The sequence below is a fragment of the Streptomyces sp. NPDC021093 genome (assembly GCF_044333135.1).
Taxonomy (GTDB): domain Bacteria; phylum Actinomycetota; class Actinomycetes; order Streptomycetales; family Streptomycetaceae; genus Streptomyces.
In genome coordinates this window covers 460,129-484,673 of record NZ_JBIRQJ010000005.1, presented here as the reverse complement: position 1 = coordinate 484,673, position 24,545 = coordinate 460,129, and the positions used below count along the sequence as shown (strand labels likewise).

Sequence of the window (24,545 nt, the reverse complement as noted above, 5' to 3'; positions counted from 1 at the left end):
GGACGGATCACCAATACCGGCGCAGTACGTCTGTGCGTTGCAATTCTTGAATGTGTTCCGCAGCCCGCACCGGCGCCGGCCCACCCCGGATCAGTATCCCGGCCTCCATGTTCTTTCCCACGCCCGACTGTGTGAAGTTGGCACTGGTGGTGAGCAGTGCCCGCCGGTCGGCAACTGCCAATTTGGCATGGGCTTTGGCCCCTGGTTCCGACCGTCTGTCGGGTGGCCAGTGCCAGATCCGGGCGCCTTCCACCCTCGCGAACGCTGACGCGGGTTCCGTACCGGTGAGGGCGCTCCCCGCACCTTGCAGGGTTTCCACCACCACGTCGACAACCACACCGCGGCCGACCGCGGCCTGCAACGCTTCCTCCAGCGGGAGGTAGCGGGTCGCCGAGTAGGTCATCAACAGCAGTTCCTGCCGGGCCTCTTCGACGAGTTGGATCAGTACGCGGGACGTCGACCGCACGGGAACCCGGTGCGAGGACGGACCGCTCCAGACGAGGGACACCTCTTGCTCGTCCGCCCGCAGGGCATAACCGTCCGCGAGTCCCCGGAGATACGCCGACGCCTCGGCATCGGGCACCCCTTCGACGGCCATACCGTCCAGAATGCGCGTGGCAGCTTCGGCGAACCCTGGCTGGGTACGAAGAGTCAGCATCGAAACCCGGGAACGCCCTTGAGCGATCCCCTCGGCAATCGTCCTGACCGACTCCGCACCCACTGCTGTCTGGGCGTCGGCTGCCGCCTGCCGGAATGCCTGCTCCCTGTCCGTCACTTCACTCCCGGGAGCAGGACGAGGTCGGGATCGTCGATGGGAACGATGAAGCGCCGGTCCAGAAAGCGGTTGCCCCGTTCACAGGTGGTCTCGGACACGAAGAGACAGACGTGGCAGGCGGCGCCGTGCAGGAAGTCCTCGTGCGGCGGGTGCGGCAGGCGTTCCGCACACAGCGGGTCGGAGGAACAGCGGGAGGCGTCGAGCAGAGCCCGGCGGACGATGCGGGTCATCGACTCGGATTCGGCGAGGGAAACGAGGCCGCCGAGCGTACCTTCCGCGTCGGGCACCGCAGTGTAGATAAGGATGCCCGTGCGTGGGTCGTCCTCGCTGCCCGCGTAGATCCGCTCGGAGAGGCTCGCGGAGGAATAGCCGCACTCCAGGGAGATGGCACGGATGAGCATGTGAGAGAGGGTGTGCAGGGCGATGTACCGTGCGCCGGGCCAGCCGCGCAGCGGATCGTCGTTGCCCTGGATGCGCCCGGAGTACCTGTTGCGGCGGAATTCGATGTACGCGTCCCGGTGCGCCGCCAGCGCGGCGGAGCCCTGTACCCGCTGCTCCCAGGCCGCCACCAAGGTCTCCGGCAGCCGCAGGAAAATGCCTTCGCCCCGCACTTCGCTGGCCGGCACCCAGGAAGGGACCCGTGCCCGCGAGAGCGGAGCCCGGATCACCATGTCGGGATCTTCGGGGTCGGGAGCGTCGAGCCGGGTGAAGCCGACCAGGGCCCGCACCTCTCGCAGCCGTTCCGCCTGGACGATGTGCGAGAACATCCCGGAGAGGGCCGGGGGCACATCGACCGCCCTCAGCGCGAAGTCCTCGTCAGGGTCAGGGACTTGATCGCTGGCGAAGATCTCCCACTCCGGGGTACGAAGATCGGGGTAGGACGGCGTCTGGGTGCTCGGTACGGCGTCCATCGTGGCCCGCCGGCCCTGGATCGCGTCGAACACCTCGCTCTTGCCCCACTGATGGAGAGCCTTGAACTGCGGGAGGTCCCAGAGGAGTTCGAGCATGGGCGGAGCGTCCACCTTCTGCAGCGTTTCCCAGAGCTGCTCGACCTTCCCGTGGAGGGCGTTCCCGCTGGTCGGGGGCACGGCGAGCGCACTGAGTGTCTGCGCGAACCACTGGTTCGAAGCGCCGATCACCAAGGGCTTCGGTTGCTCGTCACAGCCGGACGAGTCGAAGGTGGCCAAGTGGGGGTAGCGGCCCCGGCACCGCGGCAGGCTGGATTCGCCGCGCGGTCCCATCGAGTCCCGGATATTGCGTTCCTTGCTGCAACTCACACACTTGATCTTGACGTTGGCCGCCTGGTTGCCACCGTGGTCAAGCATGTGCAGCCGAGGGTGGCTGACCTCGGTGCACTCCGCTCCCCGGTGCACGAAACTCGTGTAAGGGAAGTCGTCCAGGTGCCCCTTCTGGCAGACCATCACGAAACGTGCGGCCACCGCGAGCGGGCGCTTGCCCGATCGCTTTGCCGTACATCCTTCGTGCTGGAAACGTGCCTTGTCCGGTCGGCGAGGTGAGGCGTTCTCAAACTTGAAGACCTTCGAATCCAGCGCGGCGAGTTCGTTGCAGGCGGTGCACCGGAGCCACTGAGGGAAGGGCAGGACGGGAACGCCGACCCGGGCGGCCGGACCGTTCGGGTCCGAGTCGGTGCCGTCCGTCCAGGGCGCCGGCCGGAGCTGAGTGACCGAGGCTCCGTGCGCGTCCCCGAGCAGGCTGTTCACAGCACGCAGGAGCCGCGGTTCCTTGAGGTCCGCCCACTCGAAGGAGTCGTAGTTCCAGTCGTCGATCCCGCGCACGAGGACGGCGAAGTTCGGCAGGTCGACGAGGGAGCCGACGCCACCGGTGAACATCAGGTGGCTGGGGCGCGCCGAGCCCACGCGCCGGCGGTACTGGGCCTTCTCCGTCATGCCTGCGCCTTCTTCCCGTTGCGCCCGCCCGGAGCAGCCGCTTTGTTGTCGAGTACGAGCCCCAGCTCGTCGCCCTCGGAGGAGTCGCTGTCGTCGGGCTCCGCCGCCGGACTTCCGCCCGGGTAGTTCCAGGACGGCGCTCCGCCCACCACGTCGAACATGCCGCTGCCCGGGAGCAACAGGTTGATCTCGTTCTCCGTCTCACGCATCGACTGGGAGACGGTGAGTTCGTCCCAGACCGCGCCGGTGGCCCGGTTGAGCAGCCCGACGAGCTGCTGCTTCTGCCACTTGCCCTCTTCGTAGCCGAGCCGCGCGGTGCCCAGCTTCTGCTGCGCCCAGCTGTCCTTGAGTGTCTCGATGCGTTCGGAGAGGTAGTCGCGAGCCCGCTCACCCCCCACGGTCTCGGCCCTCCGGAGGAACCGTTCGGTGATCCGCCGGGCTACGGGGCCGTCGAGGTCGACGTCGTACGCGTCAGCGTTGCGGGAGTGCGGTTCGACCGCGTTGCGTACGGCCGCGATCCAGGTCGCGGCAGTCGTACGGTCCAGCGAGCGGCGGGCGAACGGGGTCACGGACAGCGCTTCGACCTCGCGGTAGAAGGTGGCGTGGTAGTGCCGGAAGTTCTCGAAGTGAGCGAGGTCGCGCGGCCTGGTCCAGTTGTAGAGGGTGACGACGAGGCCGGGGCGCTTGGCGTCACGGCCGACCCGGGACGACGCCTGAATGTACTCGGCGGTGTTCTTTGGCTGGCCGGTGACCAGCATCAGACCGAACCGCGAGACGTCCACGCCGACTTGGAGCATGGAGGTGGCGATCACTGCGTCGACCGCGCCGTGCCCCTCGTTGCGCAGCGACAGTTTCGTCGGGTCGAGGCGCTGTTTGTGCTGTGCGGCAGCGCGCAGTTCGTCGATGACGGCCTGCCTGCGGACCGTCGTGTCCATCTCCTCGTCGAAGCCGATGTCCAGGCGGGCGAGCACCTCGGTGATGTCCCCGGACGAGATGCGCGAGGTCAGTTCCTGCACGGAGAGCATCTCGGTCCTGCGCAGGAGCCGGTTCGAGAGCCCCTTGCGGCTGCCATGCATGCGGACGCGGGTGGCGATGTCGTCGTCCAGGAAGCGGCGCATTCCGGCGAGTTCGCGGGTGGCGTTGAAGTAGCCGACGAGCGTCATATACGGATCGGCCGGCGCGCCGTGCCGGTCGAAGAGCGTCTGCCCGGCGATCAGGAGAATCTCCGCCACCCGGATCTCGGCAGCCTTCATCCTGACGCCATGAGCACAGATCCCCAGGTAGCGGCGGCCCGGGGCCTTCTCGGTGACAGCGACTTGTTGCGAGAAGAAGGTGTCCTCGACGTCGATCACCTGGGGTGGGAAGATTGCCGCCTTGCGGGCGAAGACGCCCAGGATCTGTTCGGCGGCCCGCTTGGTCGTCGCGGTGGAGGCCACGATCTTCGGCCCGACGAGGGCGGTATTGCCGTCCCTGTCCGGTGTGGGCCAGGTGCACAGCTCGTCGACCGCCGCCTCGAAGAGCCCCACCGTGGTTCCCAACGCTCCTGAGATCAGGTGCAGTTCGTCCTGAATGATCAGGTCCGGCGGACGCAGCCGGGTCACCTCCTTGCTCTTCACCGCCTCGTGCTTGCCCTTGGCGTTGTGCTTGTCCCCGCATTTGGTGCGGGCGTCGAGGTCGGGGTGGCGGTAGCCGTGCCGGGGGCAGTACTGCGACACACGGCCGAAGAGCATGCCCGCGTAGCCCCGCCAGGGCAGTTGGGCGAGCTTGTCGACGGTGGCGATGAGCAGGCTCGGGGCAAGCCGGTAGATCTCCTCGTCGACGGTGAGAATGGGCAGGCCGTCGGGGCGGGTGCCGCGCTGCGAGAACGGGCATGGCGCCATACCCTCCCCGTTGGCGCAGAAGAGCAGGATCCGGCGGAGGTCGTCGTCCGGGTGGAGATCACGCTGGGCACTCAGAGCCGTACCGCACCAGGGGCAGACCAGGGTCTGCAACACCTTGGCGCCCCGGCCGTCTCCCGCCTCCTTCGCCTCGGCGACCTGCTGCGCCGCCTCCTCGTAACGGTTCGGCGAGACCGCGCCGCCGACCCACAGCCCGATCCGGAACGGCGTCTCGCCCCAGCGGGTGTCCCCGCTGTCGTACGCCTCCCGGCGCAGCACCTCCGCCGCGCAGACCAGGGCTGCGGCACGCTGGAACTGCTGTGCGGTGAGCAGGCGCAGCGTGTAGCGCATCAGGACGGAGACGCCCGCGTCTCCGCTGCGTGCGTCGTCGCCGCTGCCCAGCGTTCCCTGAAGGCGCCGGATGGCGAAGGTGAAGGCCGCAAGCCCCAGATACGCCTCCGTCTTGCCGCCACCGGTCGGGAAGAAGAGCAGGTCGACGACGGCGTCGGCGCCCGCTTCACGCTCGGTAAGGGTCGGGATGGCGAGGGAGCGCAGATTGAGCAGTACGAAGGCAAGCTGGAAGGGGCGCCAGGAGGCAGCTGCAGGGCCCTGCTCCGCGATGCGCTGGTGGGCTTCCTCGTACCCGATGCCCTCCCGTTCCCGGAGGGCCGCGATGGCGGTGTGGCGACGCTGGAGCGCCATGGCCCGGTTGGCGAAGCGGAAGGCTTCCAGCGCGTCGGGCCGGTCCGGGTCCGTCAGGAGATCCACTCCGAGCGTGATGCGTACAGAGACGTCCCGGGCCTTGTCCACGGCGGCCAGCGCACTGTCGCGCAGGGCCGGAGGCAGCCCGGCAGCCTGCACCTCACGGGCGTCGAGCCAGGCGCTGTACCCATCGGCCAACGGCGCCAGTGCGGAGGCAAGCTGAGCGGGGTCCGCGGTGGCCAGCACGTCCATGGACAGTTCAAGGCCGGCCAGCGCGGTGTTCTCGCCCCCCGAAGGGGCGATGGTGGCGGGTACATCATGGACCGGCAGCCACGTGGTGGTGAGGGAGCGGGCCCGCCGCTGCCCCTCATCGATCGTCACGTCGACGGCGACATTGCGGCCGGCGGCGTGCTTGAGCTGGTTGCGGTACAGCAGGTCGAGGTGCTGCTCCTCCGGGTCCACCGCACCGAACGCGTCCACTTCTGCCCCAGCTTCCTCCAGCGGGTCGGAGATCGGCAGGAAGACGGGAGCCGCCCCGTCCAGAGCAGTGACGTGCAGCTCCGCCTGGAACAGCCAGGCCGTGTCCTTCGAACTCACGGGCTCGTCCTGGGCGTTCACCAGCGACAGCTCGACGACCCGGGCGGGGCCTCCGCCGCCCGGCCGCTCGCGCACCTCCGCCACCAGCCGCACCCCGGCGGCATCGGGGTCCCCGCCGGTCAGTGGGACAACCTGCCGGGCCGGGCCGTCGAGACGCAGTTCGTGCGGAATCTCGATCTGCTCCCGGGTCCACGACGAACGCGTGGTGCCTTCGTCCGTCAGGAATTCCGTCTTGCCGTAGCGGCCCCAGCGGACGCGCACGGCGACGGCGGACACGGAACCGTCCGCCGGCACGGCGAACATGAGCCCCATCGACGAGGCCCACATCCGGCCCGCGTTCTGCGTGGTGAGCTTCTCGGGGAGATTCTGGTCGCTCCCGTCCCCTTCGCCGTCGGCGTCCTCATCGGCCTGCTCGCTCGCTGCGGCCAGCGATGTCGTCAGCGTGCGCTTGGGTCCGAGGCGGCCCACGATGTAGCGGTCACGAGGACCGGAGGACCGATAGTCGAGCTCCTCGTTCGGCCCGTCCCAGGGGCCGAGCAGGTCGTCGCTGATGAGCTTGCCCAGATCGTCCCGTACTTCGTAGGACGAGGCCGGGGCAAAACTCTGCGACACCTCGCGGACGCGTTGGAGGAGGTCCTCCTCCAACGAGCCGGACGGTACCGCCGCGGACTGGCTCGGCATCAGGTCTCCCTCTCTCACACCTCGGTACAGACGCCACAACGATCATGACGATGTGTCATGCCTGGATGCTAACGGCCGCCTCTGACACTCAGCAGGCGGCAGCCGCCCGGCCCAGTGCCCGCTCCAAGTGCTCCGCAATGTCCCTGTCCCCGCGCTCGGCCAGCCGGACCAGCAGCGCGGCGGTCTCCGGAGCCGACTCCTGGGCCGACTCCATGCCGATCCGTCGCCCGATCACCGCCACAGCCTCCTCGGCGGTCACGGGCGCGGTCCACCCCGTGAGCCGGGCCGCGCTCTGCTCGGGGCGGGTGCCGTCCGTATCGGCGGGGAGCCGCAGCGCGTTGAGCTCTCCGTCCGTGATGTTGAGGAACACCTGGTCGCCCGCGAGCGCCCCGATGTGTTCCAGCAGGGGCCGTACGGAGCCCAGGACAGGCTGGCTGCGCCACTGGAGCACCGTCTCCCCCGCGTCGTGGCGCAGCGGGATGGGTTCACAGCTGGGTACTGCCCCGACATGTGCGCCCCACCCTGCGGGCACCGGGAATCCCGAGCCCCGCAGGTGGTCACCGGTGATTTCGAGCCGGTACCACCAACGGCCGTCGCCCCCGAGGAAGCACCGGCGCGTCCCGAAGACGTCGCTCCTCGGCACGTACGGCGTGCTGTTGTCACGGTCGGCGACGCGCACCCAGCCCCGGCGGGACCTCTCGAAGTCCGGCCCGGACAGGTTCGTACGGACAGAGGCCGCGGACACGTCGAAGCGACTGGTGAGCCCGTCCACGAGAGCCGGGATCTCCATTTCTCCGCCTGCTGCCCGGATGTCCCGGATGATCATTTCGCGGATGCCGAGGTACTCCTCGCCGCCCCACTGACGCAGCCCGTAGAGGTCGCGGTCGAGCCGTACGAAACGCTCGTCCGTCCACAGCTGATTACGCAGGCTCACCAGCGCGGTACCGTCCTCCAGCTTCGCGTGCACGTCCTCCGCCGGAAGGGGCCCGCCGTGCAGGGCAAGCACCGCGGCCGCCCGGTCGTTGACCGTCCGCCCCCAGAAGACCAGGAACCCGTCCATCGCCCTGAAGCGCCCCACCTCGGCCACCCAGTCCGCGAGGATCTCTCCCCTGATCCCGTACCGGGCACCAAGTGCGCAGGCCTCGTCCCAGGGCAGCGGCTTGTCCCCGCAGGCCGCCATGAGCTCTTCGTTCATGGCGGTGCGGAGCTCCTCGGCGTCTCCCGCGACGATCCAGCCGTCCGCCAGAGTCCGGTCGGGGAGCAGCCGCGCGACAACTTCCCCCAGGGGCACGCCCAGCACCACGACAACGCGCTGGTGGCCCGGGTGCGCCGCCCGCACTTCAGTGGTGCGCGTGACCGTGCCCAACTGCCCGGCAACGGCGGCAAGATGACCGGCGAACGCACGACCGTCCGCAGCGAGCCATCGGGCGATCGTCGCGACAACGCTCTGCTCCAGCTGGCGAACGCGCTCACGGCTCACCGAGAACCGCTCCCCCAACTCGGCCAGCCGCTCCGGCTGTTCCGCGAAGATCCGCTGCCCAGCAATCGCGGTTTCGCGCACCTCCCACGTGGCGACGAGCTCCTCGAAAGCGGCCGACGGGTCCTCCAGCAGCACGGGTTCGACCACACCATCGAGGTCGGCAGCACCCGCCGGACCGTCCTCCGCCCCGATCGGCACACCGCCCGCCTCAGGCGATTCCTCGCCCGTCCCCTCAGGGCCTTCCGTACCTACGTCGCCCACGAGAGCCGGCACGGAAACCACGTGCCCCACCGCGACCACGGACACGACCCCCACCGCGGAAGCGGCCGCAGGCTCTGCCCCGAGCCCGCCTCCCGGCTCCCCCGCTTCCTCCACCAGCACCGCCACCGCCGCACGCACTTCCTCGGGTGCGTCCGCAGGCAGCCAGCGCGCGATCACGGCAACAGCCTCGCGCGCCCCGAGCCGCTGCTCCGCCCCGCCCCGGCCGTGCAGCCTGTCGAGGAGATCCCCGACGACGCAAGCCAGCGCGGCGTCCCCGTCCCCGACGGTCGCCCCGGCCTCGCGCGTCACCTGCGCCACCGTCCGGTGCACTGTTTCCGCACGCGCATCGATCATTCGCAGTACGGGCATCAGGTCGCCCAGCTCGACGTGCGGCCACAGCGCACGCACCGTCTGCGCCACCCGGTGCGAAAGCGCCTCGGGGCCGATGACCTTCTCGATGTCCATGAGCGGGGTGGCATGCCACCAGCCGAGCGGCAGCCGTACGTCGTCGAGTCGGGCCCCGAGAAGCTGCGGATCGGCGAACCGCAACGCGGGCAGCAGGTCACCGAGGGAAGTGGTGGCGTACGGAACAGGCTCAGTCATGATCAGGTATGGCTCCGGGTGAAGGGGCTACGTCGCACGGGCTCTCGCACCGTTCTTCGTGACCGTAAGCGCCCCCACTGACAATCGACCCCACAATCCCGAATCCCCTGCCCCCTGACCAGGGCCGAAGGTCATAGCCGTACGCCCCCTGTTCCGAACGTGTTCACCCCGCTACCGTCGGTGGCAGTAGTCCGCACCACGCAACCAGATCGATGTCCGTACTCAAGGGTCGTCTCTCAGCGGGGGTGCCTCATGGCTACCGGTACGCCGTCCGCCCGATCCGGTTCCACAGCACACGGACGCCGCCGCCCTCCGCCACCCGCATCCGGGCGTACCCACCACGCGGAGTGGCTGAGCCTCGTCACCGTGGACGGCCCGTTCCTCTCTATGCCGACGCTGACCCACACTTGGCCTCAGCTCGACACCCTCGACAAGCAGGAAGCGGTGCGGCTCCGCCTTGCACACCGGACCTGGCAGGCGGACCCGGTCGGGTCCCACCAGATGTGGATCGACCACCTCCTCCGCTCCCTCCTCTCCTGGGGCGACGCCCTGGACGACACCCCCGCCTCCCTGTCCGCACTCACCCATCAGGTCCCGGGGCAGGACGAGACGATCACTGCCTCCTTCGCCCTCCGCCACCCCGGGACCGCGTCCCCCGCCCTCCTCGGCCTGACCCTCCCCCCGGACACCCACCCCACGGCCCGGCTCCCCGGATCGACCTGGACCGCGTCCCCGGCCGACCGCCTCGCCCTCCTCTGCCGCCACCACGACGTCGGCCTCGGCCTGGTCGCTGCGGGCCGCTGGTGGACCCTGGTGTGGGCCCCGCGCACCGGACCTTCCTCCTTCGTCACCTTCGACACCGCCGACTGGACCGCCGTCGCGGACCGTCCCGTGGTCCGCGCCTTCCGCTCACTGCTCTGCCGCCGCCGCTTCTTCGCGGTGCCGGAAGACGAGACCCTCCCGGCCCTGCTCGCCGGCTCCGAGGACGTACGGGAGGCCACCACCGACTCACTCGGCCAGCAGGTGCAGCGAGCGGTGGAGCTCCTGGTGGCCTCGATCGGCCGCACCGACGTGGCGGCCAGGGCCGCAGGACGCCCCGGCCTCGCCGACCGGCCCGCCACGGAGGTCTACCGGGCCGCCCTGTCGACCCAGATGCGTATCCTCTTCGCCCTCTTCGCCGAACAGAAGGGCCTGCTCCCCGCCGACAACCCCCTTTACCAGCAGTCCTATTCAGCCTCCGGCCTGTACGCCGAACTCGAAGCCCGAGCCCGGGACACCAGTGAAGAAGACCTCGAACAGAGCACCGCCGCCTGGCACCGCCTGGTCGCCCTCTTCCACGCCATCTACTACGGCGTCGACCACCCCGACCTCCGCATCTGCGGCTACGACGGCAGCCTCTTCGACCCCGCCCGCCACCCCTGGCTCGAACCGGGGGAAGGCCACGCGCCCTGGCCGGTGGACGACCGGACGGTGCTGCACATGCTGGCGTCCGTCCAGTACGTCACCACGGGGCGGGGGCGTGCGCGTGAACGCCGGAGGACGTTGTTCGGGTCGCTCGGTGCGTCCGACATCGGCCGTGTCTACGAGGGGCTGCTGGAGTACGAGGGGCAGCGCGCGGTCTCCGCGGTGGTCGGGCTCGCGGGGAAGGAGGGCCAGGAAGTTCAGGTGGAGCTGGCGGAACTCGAACGGTTTGCGGCGGAGTCCTCGCGCACCAAGAAGCCTGTGCCCATGTTGGCCGCGGCACTCGCCAGTGCGTACAAGAAGTCGGGCATTGGCGCAGCCACGAAGGTGGCGCGCGCACTTCAACCACTCGAAGACACCGAACGGACGGAAGCCGAAAGGAAGTTGCTCGCCGCAACTGGAGGCGATGCGGACCTCACCACCAGACTGCTCCCCTTCTACCGCCTTGTCCGGTACGACCTGCGCGGTCTGCCGGTTGTGATTCTCCCCGGCGGACTGTATGTCGGCCGCTCGTCGCAACGGCAGTCGACGGGTGCGCACTACACACCGGATTTCCTGGCCGAAGAGATCGTGTGCGGTGCCCTGGAGCCCTTGGTCCATTCCCCCGGCCCGCTGGACACGGCCGACCGCGATGCCTGGCGTCCCAAGTCCAGTGACGAGATCCTCGCTCTCAAGGTCGCCGACATCGCCTGTGGTTCAGGAGCCCTGCTCGTCGCCGCATGCCGCTACTTGGCTGAGCAGTTGGTCACGGCCCGTGCGATCGAATGCCGCGCGGATGCGGAATACCGGCTCCGGGAGGAGTACGCAACGGAAGTGATCCACCCCCACGAGCCATTCCGGGAACGGGGTGACAAGGGCTTCGACCTCGTGATGATCCGGGCCCGGCGCGAAGTCGCAGAACGCTGCCTGTACGGGGTGGACATCAATCCGCTTGCCGTCGAACTGGCCAAGTTCGCACTGTGGTTGGAAACGGTCGAGCCGAATATGCCGTTCACCTTCCTGGACGACCGCCTCATTGCCGGGGATTCCCTTCTGGGCGTATCGTCCCATGCGCAAGTGGAATCCATGCACATCGCCCCGAAGGTGGAACAAACAGTCCATCGCCGCTCTTCGGTTGACTTTACGGCGACCCTGCCGCAGCAAATCGGTCTAGGAGCCAACACGAAACGTGCGGCAGATCTGCGGCACAGCATCATCGAAATCCCCGGAATTTCACTCGCTGCACTCCAAGAGAAGCGAAGGGTACTCAGGGACGCCGAGGCGGAGGTTGAACTTCTCTGCCTGTTCGGCGATTTGATATCGCACGCGTCTCTCGCGGAAGCGCGGCACGGGGCGCGAGGCCTGGACCGTGCAGCTGTCTCCGCCGCCGATTTCCCGCGCCTCCTCGGCAGCTCGCCTGCGGAAACACACGCAACGTTCAAGGAGAGGGCGCACGAAAGGATCACTGAGTGGCAGCGCCAAGCAAACCTGGAAGGAACCGAGGGGTGCGGTCCGATCCACTGGCCCTATCGGTTCCCCGAGGTGTTCCAGCGGGGAGGGTTCGACGCCGTCGTGAACAATCCCCCCTACCTGGGAGGCGGAAAGCTCACAAGGTCATTAGGGGTGTCGTACCGGGAGTACCTGGTCAATGTTCTTGGCCGTGAGGTGCGGGGGAACGCCGATCTGTCGGCGTACTTCCTGCTGCGAGCACACGAGTTACTGAACGAGCACGGCCAGACAGGAGTGATCGCCACCAACACCCTGGCTCAGGGAGTCACCCGGGAGGTGGGTCTCGATCAGCTGGTGGCGGACGGGGTCACCATCAGGCAATCAGTGAAGGGCAAACCGTGGCCGTCACAGAGCGCCGCACTTGAGTACTGTGCGGTATGGACGAGTCGAGCCGAGGTCGCAGCAGGAGGAATGCGATTCGCCGACGGGGAGCCGGCCAAGGGGATCACCACGTCGTTGGACGTGGAATCTCGCGCGACGGGAATGGCTCAACGACTCAAAGAGAACGGAGGAGTATCTTTCCAAGGCTCCATCATTCTCGGCTTGGGTTTCACGATTACCCCCGAGGCAGCTCAGGAACTCATCGCCAAGGAGGAGCGATATAAAGAGGTGCTGTTCCCCTACCTCAACGGGCAGGATCTCAATTCCCGCCCGGACAGGACGGCTAGCCGTTGGGTCATCAACTTCCATGACTGGAGCGAGGAGCGTGCCAAAGAATATCCAGCGGCATATGAACAAGTACGCAGGCTGGTCAAGCCTGAGCGGGACAAGAACAACCGCAAGGTCTACCGGGACTATTGGTGGCAGTACGGCGAGAAGCGTCCGGCTATGCTTCGGGAAGTTGCGGGACTTGAGAAGGTTCTCGTGATTACGCGAGTGAGTAAGGTGGTCATGCCCGTCATGGTGTCGACGGGGCAGGTGATGAGTGAATCGACTGTGGTGTTCGCCACGGACGACACAGCGGTGCTGGCGTTGCTCAGCAGCGCACCTCATTACTGGTGGGCCATTGAACGTTCTTCAACATTAGAAACCCGAATCAGGTACACCCCTTCTGACGTGTTCGAGACATTTCCACGTATGGACCCCACTGAAGAACTCCGTCACTTGGGTGATCGCCTCGACATTCTTCGCCACGAAGTCATGCTCCACCGCGGCGGCCTCACCGCCACCTACAACCTCGTCCACGACGCCACCTGCACAGCCCCCGACATCACCGAACTCCGCGAAATCCACCGCGCCATCGACGAAGAAGTAGCCCGCGCCTACGGCTGGCACGACCTCCTCACCCAGCCCGGCGGCCTCGACCACGGCTTCCACGACACCCGCCAGGGCCCCCGCTACACCGTCGGCCCACTCATACGTCAGGAAATCCTCGACCGCCTCCTCGAAGAGAACCAACGCCGATACGCAGCCGAGCAGTCGGCATCCCCCGCCGGTGTACAAGCCGAACTGCCCACTCAGCCGACGGACACCCCGCCCCTCACGCGTACGCCGACAGCAGCCCGTCCAGCGTCCACACCTTCGCCACCACACCCGACGTACGCGCCAGATACCGGTCCCGCTCGATGAGGATGTTGAGGTCGCCGCAGCCGAGCTGATTCGAGGCATGCTCCACAAGGCTGCTGCCCGTACTCCCGCCCTCCAACAGCGCACTCAAATGCGCCGCGTCCCACTCCACCTCATTGAGGGCCCACGGCGCCTTGCCCTCCACCACCATGCGCAGCACCGCATCGAACCTCTCCGCGCAGATCCGCCGGTCATAGCCGTTCGGCAGCTGAGCGATGTGGTTGCCCGTCTCGATGACCGCGGTCACCGGCAGCAGCAGGTCGCACGCGTCCTCTCCCCGCTTGCGTTTCAGCTCCTCGACGACCTTCTCCCGGTCCTGGCTCTTGCCGGGCACCTCCAGCAGATTGCAGAGGATCGACGTGTCCACGAACTCAACCCTGCGTGCCACGCCTCACCCAATCCCCAGCAACCGGTCGAACTCCGTGTAATCACGGTCCTGTTGTGCCTCGCCCTGAAGCCGCCCCTGGGTGACGACATCCCCCAGCGGTCCCGTCGCCATGGCCTTCGGATACCCGTCGAGTTCGGTGAGCCTGGTGAGCCTGCTCGCCCCGGTCCTCCGGTCCCGCGAGCAGACCACGACCCCCTCATGATCCGCGCTGTCGAGTGCGGACAGCAGGGCCGGGCTGTGGGTGGTGATGAGCACCTGGGCCCGGTCGTCCGCGCTGGCGTTCCTGACCAGTTCGAGGACCTGGGACGCCTGCGAGGGGTGCAGCCCGTTCTCCAGTTCCTCGACCACCAGCGTCAGCGCGCCGTCGACGGAACCCGAACTGGGCGCCCCGAGATCGAGGCGCTCCCCGCCTGCGAGCAGCGAGGTGGCGATGGCCAGGAAGCGCAGCATCCCGTCGCTCATCTCCCGGGCGGGCGTCCGCCCGAGAGCCCCCTCGTCCAGGGCGAGCATCACATCGCCCAGGTCGGACTTGGTGACGGTGAGCCGCACGATGTCGTGGTCCGCCAGCCCGCGCAGCAGGTCCACCAGCACATCGAACAGTTCCGGGCTCCGGCGCTGGATCATCCCGACTGCCGCCGACAGGTTCTCCGCGGTACGTCGGAGATTGGCGTCCCGTGCGGGTACGTACTGGCGCATCAGATGCGGCACCGGATCGAGGTGGAAGACGCTCGCGAGCGCGGACAGCATGGTCTCCGCGCACCAGATACTGTCCCGCTCCCCCTCGGTCTCGCCCCCCACGCGCAACGGCAACTGTGACGTCAGGAGCCTGGAGCTGCGGAACGGTGCGCTCGGGTTGGGTCCCCGCTTGCCGTTGTGCCAGGCCGCATGAAGATCGCCCACGTGCGGGCTGGGCTCCCCGCTCACCAGAACGTCCCGGTGCCCCTTGTTCGTGGGCCCCGAGAGCCGTTCCTCGATGATCTGGACCTCGGGTTCCACCTGGACCGTGACGTCGAGGTGGATGGGCCCGTACTCCGTACTCACACTGCACCCGAGGGAGAAGCTGTCGGACCCGTGCGGCACACAGCCCGCGAGCCCGCCGCGTACAGGGCCGGCCGGGCCGCGCCGACTCTCCAGCGCCTCCCCGATGTCCTCCCCGCGCGCCAGTCTGGACAGCACTTCGAGGCCGTCGAGCGCATTGGACTTGCCGCTGCTGTTGCGGCCGATGAGCACGGTCAGGGGGGCGAGCTGGAAGGCCTCACCGCGGAAACTCTTGAACGCGGTGAGGCGGACCTCTTCGATGGCCTGGGCAGTCACACCGGCCAAGCTACCGCAGGCCAGGGCCGGGGGCCTGGTGCGTACGTCGATCAGGCCGGGCCGGTGCCGGGTGCGGCGGGCAGGTCGAGTTCCGCCCATACGGTCTTGCCGACCTGGTGCCGGTCGGTGGCGCCCCAGCGGGTGGCGAGGTGGTCGACGAGGAGCAGGCCACGGCCGGAGGTGGCGACGTCGGTCTCGGCTTCGGCCGGGGGCGACAGCCGGGGCCGCTTCTCGGGGCGGGCGTCGGAGACCTCGATACGGAGGAGGAGGGCGGCCGGGGGCTCCTCTGCCGGGTGCAGGGCGAGCGCGAGACGGAAGTCCCGGCCGGGAACGGCACCGTGCCGTACGGCATTCGCGGCGAGCTCTGCGACGAGGAGGGCGACGGCGTCGGAGGTCTCGCCGCCGTACGGGATGCCCCAGTCGGCGAGCCGCTGCACGGCAAGGCGGCGGGCGAGGCGGGCGCCTCGGCGGGTGGGGCTGAGCTGGACGGTGAAGGTGAAGTGCTGTGTGGGCGGGGCGAGTTGGGGCGGGGAGGTTTGTCTGGCGACTTGCTGGTTCATGTCACCGAGCGTGGCCGGTCCGCCGTACGGTGAAAAGTGACGGCGTCGATACGGATCGTAGTTGTCGCGCGTCCCGGGAGCAGTTGGCCGGGCTGTCCGGCGTAACCGGACGGGGTGGTGCGTCGTCGGGCACAGTGGCGGGGACGGGTACGGCCGGAAGGTGGTACGGCATGACAGCAGGCGGTACGGCAGACGCGGGCGCGGTCACGGGTGCGGAAGAGCCCGACGACGACGGCGTCGAGGAGCAGGACTGGGACGAGGGCACGTCGGAGACCTTGGAAGCGGTCGGCCGTCATCTCAGAAAGTGGCGGGAACGGGCCGGGCTCAGCCGGGCCGAACTGGGCGAACAGATCGGCTACACGGAGCACCAGGTCGAAGCGGTCGAGCGCGGCAGGCGCATCCCGAAACCGGCGTTCCTCGACGGCTCGGATGTGGCGCTGGGCGCGGACGGCATGATCGCCGAGTTCAAGAAGGACGTGGAGCAGGTCCGTTACCCGAAGAAGGTGCGGGACCTGACACGGCTGGAGACGGACGCGGCAGAGATGGGGGCGTATGCGGCTCATCACATCCACGGGCTCTTCCAGACGGAGGAGTACATGCGGGCGCTGTACCGGATGCACCGCCCGATGCTCGACGAGGACCACATCGAGCGGAACGTGTCCGCGCGCCTGGCCCGCCAGAGGGTCTTCGAGCGGCGCCCCGCTCCCTTCCTCAGCTTCGTACAGGAAGAGATCACTCTGCGGCGTCCTGTTGGTGGCAGGATGGTGATGCGGAATCAGCTCGAACGCCTGCTGGAGGTTGGGCAGTTGAGGAACGTGGAGATCCAGGTGATGCCGACGGATCGGGAGGATCATGCGGGGTTGAGCGGGGGCTCGTTCATGTTGCTCGACCCACACCACGGACCGAAGGTGGCGCATGCGGAGGGGGCTCTGTTCAGTCGCGTGACGTCCGAGCGGAAGCACGTCCGCGTTCTGGAAGCCCGCTACGGGATCATCCGCGCGCAGGCGCTCAACCCCCGGGAGTCCCTCGCGTTCATCGACAAAGTACTGGGAGAAACATGAGCATCAAGCCCTCTGCTGAGCGCGCCGACGGCCTGGAGTGGTTCAAGAGCAGCTACAGCAGCACCGACGGCCCGGAGTGCGTCGAGGTCGCGGCCACTCCTGGAACGGTCCACGTACGCGACTCGAAGGACGTGCGGGGGCCGCGTCTGGCCTTCGGCGGGCGGGAGTGGGCGGCCTTCGTCTCGGGCGTACGAGGCGGAGAGCACACCGGAGTCTGAGCAGAACGGCCTTGCGCGTGGCCCCGGTTGAGGGTTCTCCCCCAACCGGGGCCACGCGTGTGTCCGGGCGGATGGCGCTCAGAAGAGACTCGGGGGCTCCTCGGCGGGGGGCTTGGGCGGGGCCACCTTCTTCACCTTGGCGGGGGCGGCTTTCTTGGCCTGCTTCTTGGCGTGCAGACCGGCGTCCACTTCGGCCTGGTAGCGGCGCTGATTCTCTTCGAGGAGCCGATCGAGGATCTCCTGCCGGACCACGGGGCCGACGGTGTAGCGGGGGCCTTGGCGGGTGTCGTGGAAGCCGTGGTCGAGGCCGCCGGGCTGGGCGAGGAGATCGTGCCAGCCGTAGGCACAGGCCACTTCTTCGTCGATGGACCGGTGGATTCTGCGGAGTTCGGTGATGTCCGGGTCCGTGCAGGACTGGTCGTGGACGAGGTTATAGGTGGCGGTCAGGCCGCCGCGTTGGAGCATGATCTCGCGACGGCGGGCATCAAGGTAGCTACCCAAGCTCCGCAGATCTGCGGCGAGTTGGGGACACGAGAAGGTCTCGAACACGTCGGAAGGCGTGTAGCGGAGGTCACCCTTCATGGTGGATGCCCGGCTGATAGCCCACCAGTAGTGCGGGGCACTACTGAGCAGTGCCAGCATCGCCATATCGTCCGTGGCAAAAACTGCTAGCCCATGAGAGAAGACCTGATTCGCCTTCACTGCAACGGGCATGACCGTCTTCGTGTGAAGAGTGATCGCGAGAACACGCTCCAACCCCTCAACAGCCCTCATGCGAGCCAGCCCACGTCGCGCATACTGCCACCAGAGGTCTCGGTACTCCCTCTGATTAGCCTTATCACGGTCAGGCTTCACGAGCCGCTGCACCTGCTCGAATGCCTCCGAATACTCAGAGGCACGTTCTTCGCTCCAACCATGGAAATTGATAATCCAGCGACTGGCAACACCGCTCGAACTAGAATTCAGATCCTGCCCTGTCAGATACGGAAACAAAACTTCCCTATATCGATCGTCCTTCGCGACCAGGTCCTGAGCAGCACCGGGTTCCATCGTGAAACCTACCCCTAGAACCACCGCCCCTTGAAAAGCAAACCCATGATTCTCGACCAACCGTTGAGGCGTTCCCATCACCCTCGACGCAACGTCCAATGAAGAAGTAATCCCCTCAACCTGGACACCATCCGAAACTCTTACCCCGCCCTCATTCAGTTCGGCCCGGCTGGTCCACACCGCACAATATTCAAGTACCGCGCTGCGGGAGGGCCACGGCGCACTCTTCACCGACTGGCGAATCGTCACGCCGCCTGCAAGCAGTTGATCAAGGCCCACCTCCCGGGTATCCCCTTGGGCCAAAGTGTTCGTGGCAACCAACCCGGCCTGCCCACGTTCATTCAATAGCCCATGCGCCCGCAGCAAAAAATAGGCAACCAAGTCGGCATTGCCGCGAATATTGCCACCCAACTCTCTCACCAGATACTCACGATAAGGCACACCAATCGCGCCCGTTACCTTTTTCCCTCCCAGAAATGGTGGATTACCCACCACGGCATCAAAACCATCCCGCTCATCCCACACTTCCGGAAAAATCAACGGCAAGTGTACTGGCTCTCGATCAAAAGCCCCTTCTGGTTGACCGAACCCAAGCCACGTTGCTGCTACCCCCTTCACACGTCGCAACTCCTCCCTTGCGACCTCCGCGCTTTCCCTCGCATCAGCCACATCATGAGCTGCCGTAACCGCCTCGAATGAAAGCTGATCCCGCTCCTTATCCCCCTTCCCCGCCCCCACCAACGCCGCCCCCACCACCAAATCCGCAAAAACCCCCGCCTGTCGCGTCTTCTCCCGCACCGAAGCCAGAATCGCCCGCTTCTCCGCCAGCGCCTCCAGCCCTATCCCTGGGATCCCCGCCAACTTCCTTCGCTCGTCAGCGACTTCACCCACCAGACGCCGCACACCCCCCGTGAAGTCGATCCCATCCCCATGGATCCGCCGCCCCCGCGCCGGATCCAGATGCATCGCCTCCAACTGCTCCACCGACGTAATCCCCAGCAGCGCATCCCCCGCCACCAACCTGTCGTCCAGGAACGTGAACGGCCGCTCCGGGTCCATCGACACCAGCCACAGCGACAGCTTCGCCATCTCCACAGCCATCGGGTTGATGTCCACCCCGTACAGGCAGTGCTCGATCACCTGACGCCGCGCCTCGACCATCACCGGGTCCGCCTCCGCGTCCACCGCCGAAGCCGACAGCGAGTCCGCCGCCTCCAGATAGGCGATGGCCCGCAGGTCACCCTCCCTGCTCCACGCCTCCACCAGCGCACCGGCCAAGTAGCGGCACGCAGCGACCAGGAACGCCGCCGAGCCCATCGCGATGTCCGCGACCTTCAGCTTCAGCAGGTCGCTCGACGACTTGGGACGCCACAGCGCACGGTCCACCGTCTGGAGCGGGCCCTGCCCCGGCTCGTAGATCAGAGGCTCCAGCGCACCGTCCGCGACCTGCTGCGCAAGGGACTTGGGGGTGTAGTGGGTGCCGGTGTTCTTACGGAGCGAGGACTCCGTGATGTACAGGGCACCCGGCCGGATCACCACCGGCAACCCGCGCAGGTCACGGCGGATGATGCCCTGGAAAGGCAGCAACCGTTCCACCAGAACAACATCGCCGCCAGTCGCGGCCAGGAGCTTGCTGCGGGCCGCCTCACGCTCCGCGTCGCCCAGCGGGGCAAGCGCCTTGGCGAGCTTGGCCGTACTGCCAATACCCGTCGTCTTGTTGAACTCATCCGCCAGAAGAGCCGCCAGCTCAGCCACTCCCCCCGCCCCCGCAGCCTTCGACTCCAGACTGGTCAGCAGAACCTCCGCTTCCATGCCCGGCTTGCCGATCAGGCCCACGACCGTGTCCTCGGCCCGTCGCCCCTGGTACGAGAGCAAGCCCTCGTACACGTAACCGATCTGCTCGACGTCGAGCGTGCGGAAAGTCAGCCGCCGGCGCTCGCGCTTCTTCCCCGTACCGATCCAGACGTGCTGGACGGACTGGAGCATGTGAAGCACCGTCCGGTCGTCGATCGGGAGGGGCTCGGAGGGGTCGTTCTCGCCCGTGCCCCGGCCCTCCAGCCACGGGTACGTGTTCGGGTCGAAGATCGAGCCGTCGTACGCGTGGAGGGTGAGCTTGGGGTGGTCGACTCCGCCGTACACCGCGTTGAAGAGGGCGATGAGCCGGTGCCAGCCGGCCCGGGTCTGCTCCAGGTCCTCCTCGGTGGTTTCGCGGGCCTGCCGCTCCAGTTCCTCGGTGAGGCGGCTGGCCGAATAGGCCTGTACGTACAGCTCGTTGTCGCCCGGGAGCAGACCGCGCTCCTCGGCGAAGAGGAGGAAGACGACGCGCATCATGATGGCGACGGCTCCCCGGTAGACGTCCTGGGCGGGGACGTCGGCGAGGCCCCGGCGGCCCTGGGCGCGTTCGTTGATGTCGGCGCGGCCGATGGCCTCGGCGAGGAGTTCGACGGCCTGGCGGACCTGGACGCCGAGGGCGTCGGTGACGTCCTCCTGGTTGTCCAGGGACTCCCGCAGCAGCGGCAGCAGCATCTCGTCCTCGGCCACGGCGAAGAAGCGGCGGCGGTTGAGGAGGGAGAGGAAGGCGCGTACGACCACGCGTTCCGCCTGCTCGGTCCAGGCGACGGTGTCGAAGACGGCGGACGTGGTGACGCCGCCGCGCGGCGCCCAGACCAGGGCCCACCAGCGGCCTTCGGTGACCAGGCCGAGTTCGATGCCGTGGTGGCGGCAGAGGTGGGCCATGCGGTCGATGGGTGTGGCTGACCACGGCGAGTCGGGGACGCGGCGGGCCGGGTGCTGGCCAGCAGGGACCGTCATACCGAGGACGTGCGCGTCGGTGACGAGAGAAGCGGTGTCGGAAGCCGTGGAGCCCGGGGTGAGCAGCGCGAAGGCGGGGGTCACGCGCGCGTCGTGCTCGGGGACGTCGACGGCGAGTGCTTCCGCCAGCGTCTCGTCCTCGCGCAACGCGTCGCCCCAGCCGAGGAGTTCGTGGAGGAGGAAGCTCGTCCAGGCGTCCTGTCCGGCTGCCGGGTCGGACTGCCAGACTCCGTGCTCGTACCGCAGTTTCGTACGCATCGGCTTGTCGATGGCGTCCAGTTGCGGCCAGGCCTTGAGCAGGACGGGGAGGGTCAGGAAGGGGCCGGACACATCGACGAGGCTCAGCCAGTCCAGGTGCTGCTGCCTGCCGTCGGGCAGCGGCGCCCCGCTGCGGGCGCGGCCCCGGAACGTACCGGAACGGGCGGGGGTGGTGCTCACTTCACGGCCTCCCGGCGGGGAACGACGAAGACAACGGCGACGGGGAACAGCAACGGTTTGGGCTGGGCGTAGCGGGCGGCGATGGAGGCGAACTCGCGTTGCTTCTCGGTCTCCAGGGCTTCGTACCGCTTCTGCCAGTTCTCCCGGTCGCGGGCCTGCTGCTCGGCCTCGTCGAAGGCGAGCTCCAACTGGCCCTCCTCGTCGGCCGGTTTACCGAGGGCCGCCTGGAGGGAGGCGCGGAAACGGTCGATGTTGGCCGCGATCTGGTCGGTCTCGGCGCGGCGGCGGTTTTCGAGGCGACTCTCCAGAGCGGTCTGGCGGTTGCGGGCGCGCCATTCCAGGGAGGAGACGAGGCCTTCGCCAATGTGCGGCCAGGCGTCGGCAAGCCGGGTCTGGAGGAGGGAGGAGGCCGGGGTGGAGCCCGCAAGAGAGCTGTCGAGAATGTCGCGGACGGTGGTGGTCTTCTCCAGGCGGCTGAAGCGGGGCTTCGCGCCGGGGGCGTCGTCGCGGAGCCAGCCGCCGGCCTGGAGCACCTCTTCGTGGAGGCGGACGCCGTCCGCCCCGACCAGGACGAAGCGAGCGAAGGCACCGACGAAGGTGGTCTCCAGTTCCGGGTGGTCGCTGACGACGGCGGTGACGCGGGCCAGGCCGGTCTGGTCCTTGTTCCAGACTGCCGCGCGCAGCAGGCGTGTTGACATGGCGACGAGGGGGTGGCCGAGGTGGGCGAGGACGACGTCGTCCCGGCCCTTGATGCTCTCGGCGTCGAAGGAGATGGGGCGCTGGATCTCGGGATGGAGCTTGTCGGCGAGGCCCTGGCTGGCGCGCTCCCACGACTCGGTGAGGGTGGGGACCTCGTAGAAGCCGGGGGTCGCTTCGCGTTGGTCGAGGGTGGGACGGATGTTCTGCTGGCGGGCGAGCGGCAGGGCGGTGGAGACGACGCGGGCGACCTTGGCCGGGGTGATGCCGAGGGTTGCCACGGTGGCGTCGACCTGGTCCTTGAGGCGCTGCGCCTGGGCCTGTACGTCCTTCTCCGCCGACACATTGCCGCCACGCTTGGACTTGCGTTTGGCGTACGCCTCGGCGCGTTCGACGTCGAAGTCGGCGCCCAGGTCTCCGGTCATGCGGCGCTGCACTGCGTCGGCGAGGACGGCGTTGACCTTGCCGAGGTCCTCTTCCATGCGGGCGACCTTGTTGGCGACGCGGGCCAGGAATTCGAGGTCGGCCTCGTAGGTGTCGGTGGCCTTCTCGTATCCGCTGCCGATGAAGTGGACGACCTCGGGGGCGGTGCGCTGGCCGTAGCGGTCGATGCGGCCGATGCGCTGTTCCAGCTTGTTGGGGTTGAAGGGGATGTCGTAGTTCACCAGGCGGTGGCAGTGCCGCTGGAGGTCGATGCCTTCGCTGGCCGCGTCGGTGGCGAGCAGGATGCGTACGGGGTTCGCGGAGGGCTCGGCCTGGAAGGCGAGGCGCAGGACCTCGCGGTCCTCGGCGTTGAGGCCGCCGTGCAGGAGGGCCACCCGGTCGCCGCCGAGGCCGTTGTCGCGGAGCAGGTTCTGGAGCCAGATCTGGGTGTCGCGGTACTCGGTGAAGACGACGACGCGCTCGTTGAGCCAGTGCTGTCCGTCGGCGGTCAGGCAGACCGCCTTGAGGTACGTGATGAGTTCGCGGGCCTTGGAGTCGGCGTGGGCCTGGTGACGCAGTGCCCACTCCTCCATCTGCTCCAGGAGGCCGGCCTCGTCGGTGTCCGTGCTGGGCTGGAGGGTGGTGGCGCGGGAGATCGCGTCGTCCTCGGCCTCGGCGAGGGGTTCGTCGTCGAAGTCGGCGTAGTCGTCGAAGAAGGTCTCCTGCCAGTCCTCGACCTCCTCGGCGGCCTCCTGTTTCTTGGTGCGCAGGGTCTCCAGGTAGACCGCGATGGTGCGGGCGAAGGCGTCCGGGGAGGAGAACAACCGCTTCTTCAGGAGGAGCGTGACGAGGTCGGCCGCCTTGCGGCCACCCTTGTAGCGAGTGCCGAGCTTGGTGCGGCGCAGCTGTGCGTACTCCTTGAGGAGGCCGTGGATGCGGCGCTCGTCGGCGGTGTACTCGACGGGGAGGGCGAGCGTGGTGCGCTCCAGGAAGCGGCGGGTGCCGTCCGGTTCGCGGATGTCGGTCTTGAGGCGTCGTACGACGATGTCCTTGACGGCCTCCGGGTCGGGCTCCACCCCGCGGGCGAAACGCTGGCCGTCCACGATCTCCAGCAGTGCGGTGTACGACTCCTGGTAGCCGTTGTGCGGGGTCGCGGACAGGAACAGCCGGTGCTCGAAGTGCGGGGCGAGGCGGCGGATCAGCTTGGTCTGCTGGGAGTCGACCGGGTAGAGCTGCTTGGGCGCGGAGGGCGCCACGTGGTGCGCCTCGTCGAGGATGAGGAGGTCGAAGGCGCGCTTGGTGGGAGTGGTCGCGTCACCGTCTTGGACGGGCAGAACCTCGGCGAGCAGGCGCTGGGCCTTGGGGCCGCGCAGCCAGGGCAGGCTGACGATGCACTGTGGGTAGATGTTGAAGGGGTTCGCGGCGCTGCCGTGGCTGCGGCGGACTTCGGCGCTGCGCTCGGAGTCGATGATCGTGAAGTCCAGGCCGAACTTCTCGGCCATCTCGTCCCGCCACTTCACGGTGAGGCCGGCCGGACAAACAATCATGATCTTGTGGGCGCGGTTGCGGAGGATCAGCTCCAGGGCGACGAGGCCCGCCTCGATGGTCTTGCCGAGACCCACGTCGTCGGCGAGGAGGAGATTGACGCGAGGGGCAGCGACGGCTCGGGAAACGGGTTCCAGCTGGTACGGCTCGACGGCGACACCGGAGCGGAAGGGCGCCTGGAGCGTACGTACGTCGGCGGAGGTGACCGCCGACCAGCGGACCGCGTCGAGGAAGGCGGCGAGCCGTTCGGGCGGATCGAAGCTGTTCGCGGTGACTTCGGGGAGGGAGCCGGACGGGAGCCTGCGGCGGCCGGGCTCGACCTCCCAGATGACGGAGAGGGTGTCGTTGTAGCGGCCGTCCTCGACGCTGTTGAGGGTGACCAGGGTGGTGCCCGAGGTCGGGCCGTCTCCGCGCTCCCGCCGCGGCTCGGCGTGGTCGTGCGCCTGCTGCGGCTCGGCATGGTCGACGTCGGCCACCACCCAGCGCTGGCCCCGTACCTCGACCAGGTCGCTGATCTCCGGCACGGCGGTGGGGTCCTGCGCGTCCCCACGGCGACGGGCGGCCCGCTGGGCCACACCTGCCAGGTCGGTGGTCGGCGATGTCGTCATCGGCCCTCCGTGCTCCTCTGCCGCCCCACCCTGGG

The 24,545-nt window shown here is 68.0% G+C and carries 12 protein-coding genes; 3 read left to right on the top strand and 9 right to left on the bottom strand.

What is annotated here, in order from left to right; all coding sequences use genetic code 11:
- Nucleotides 1-7 precede the first annotated feature (7 nt).
- From drmC to ACH4SP_RS18120, 4 genes are all read right to left on the bottom strand, one after another.
- Nucleotides 8-775: a DISARM system phospholipase D-like protein DrmC gene (gene drmC, locus ACH4SP_RS18135; protein WP_398415924.1), complete on the bottom strand. Its 768-nt coding sequence runs from the start codon at nt 773-775 to the stop codon at nt 8-10.
- Entirely contained in the window at nt 772-2,682 is a 1,911-nt protein-coding gene (gene drmB / locus ACH4SP_RS18130) for a DrmB family protein (RefSeq protein WP_398415922.1), read from the bottom strand. Before drmB ends, drmC begins: the two co-directional genes overlap by 4 nt.
- Complete coding sequence (gene drmA, locus ACH4SP_RS18125) at nt 2,679-6,539, bottom strand: DISARM system helicase DrmA (protein ID WP_398415920.1); 3,861 nt, start codon at nt 6,537-6,539, stop codon at nt 2,679-2,681. The genes drmB and drmA overlap by 4 nt, the downstream gene beginning before the upstream one ends.
- Nucleotides 6,540-6,627: 88 nt before the next feature.
- Complete coding sequence (locus ACH4SP_RS18120) at nt 6,628-8,883, bottom strand: hypothetical protein (protein WP_398415917.1); 2,256 nt, start codon at nt 8,881-8,883, stop codon at nt 6,628-6,630.
- A 366-nt stretch (nt 8,884-9,249) separates the two neighbouring features.
- Here ACH4SP_RS18120 and ACH4SP_RS18115 point away from each other — a divergent pair, with 366 nt between their 5' ends.
- Nucleotides 9,250-13,401 (top strand): Eco57I restriction-modification methylase domain-containing protein, encoded by a 4,152-nt coding sequence (locus ACH4SP_RS18115; protein ID WP_398415915.1) that lies wholly within the window; start codon nt 9,250-9,252, stop codon nt 13,399-13,401.
- Here the strand turns inward: ACH4SP_RS18115 and ACH4SP_RS18110 are convergent.
- From ACH4SP_RS18110 to ACH4SP_RS18100, 3 genes are read right to left on the bottom strand one after another with little or no spacing between them, the layout of a single operon-like run.
- Complete coding sequence (locus ACH4SP_RS18110; protein WP_398415913.1) at nt 13,313-13,786, bottom strand: hypothetical protein; 474 nt, start codon at nt 13,784-13,786, stop codon at nt 13,313-13,315. The two genes, ACH4SP_RS18115 and ACH4SP_RS18110, sit on opposite strands and share 89 nt — an antisense overlap.
- Before the next feature lie 3 nt (nt 13,787-13,789).
- A complete protein-coding gene (locus tag ACH4SP_RS18105; protein WP_398415910.1) occupies nt 13,790-15,100 on the bottom strand; it encodes an AAA family ATPase in 1,311 nt (436 codons plus the stop codon).
- 50 nt (nt 15,101-15,150) lie between these two features.
- A complete protein-coding gene (locus ACH4SP_RS18100; RefSeq protein WP_398415908.1) occupies nt 15,151-15,660 on the bottom strand; it encodes an ATP-binding protein in 510 nt (169 codons plus the stop codon).
- A 170-nt stretch (nt 15,661-15,830) separates the two neighbouring features.
- Between ACH4SP_RS18100 and ACH4SP_RS18095 the strand changes: the two genes are divergently transcribed.
- Both ACH4SP_RS18095 and ACH4SP_RS18090 read left to right on the top strand, forming a co-directional pair.
- On the top strand, nt 15,831-16,721 hold the full coding sequence (locus tag ACH4SP_RS18095) for a helix-turn-helix domain-containing protein (RefSeq protein WP_398415906.1): 891 nt from the start codon (nt 15,831-15,833) through the stop codon (nt 16,719-16,721).
- The gene (locus ACH4SP_RS18090) at nt 16,718-16,939 is read left to right on the top strand and encodes a DUF397 domain-containing protein (RefSeq protein WP_398415904.1); all 222 of its coding nucleotides are present in this window, start codon (nt 16,718-16,720) and stop codon (nt 16,937-16,939) included. The genes ACH4SP_RS18095 and ACH4SP_RS18090 overlap by 4 nt, the downstream gene beginning before the upstream one ends.
- Before the next feature lie 78 nt (nt 16,940-17,017).
- Here ACH4SP_RS18090 and ACH4SP_RS18085 read toward each other — a convergent pair whose 3' ends face one another.
- Nucleotides 17,018-21,238 carry an Eco57I restriction-modification methylase domain-containing protein gene (locus ACH4SP_RS18085; protein WP_398415902.1) on the bottom strand — a complete coding sequence of 1,407 codons (4,221 nt, stop codon included), beginning with the start codon at nt 21,236-21,238 and terminating at the stop codon, nt 17,018-17,020.
- Entirely contained in the window at nt 21,235-24,510 is a 3,276-nt protein-coding gene (gene drmD, locus ACH4SP_RS18080; protein WP_398415900.1) for a DISARM system SNF2-like helicase DrmD, read from the bottom strand. Before drmD ends, ACH4SP_RS18085 begins: the two co-directional genes overlap by 4 nt.
- Between the last annotated feature and the right edge of the window lie 35 nt (nt 24,511-24,545).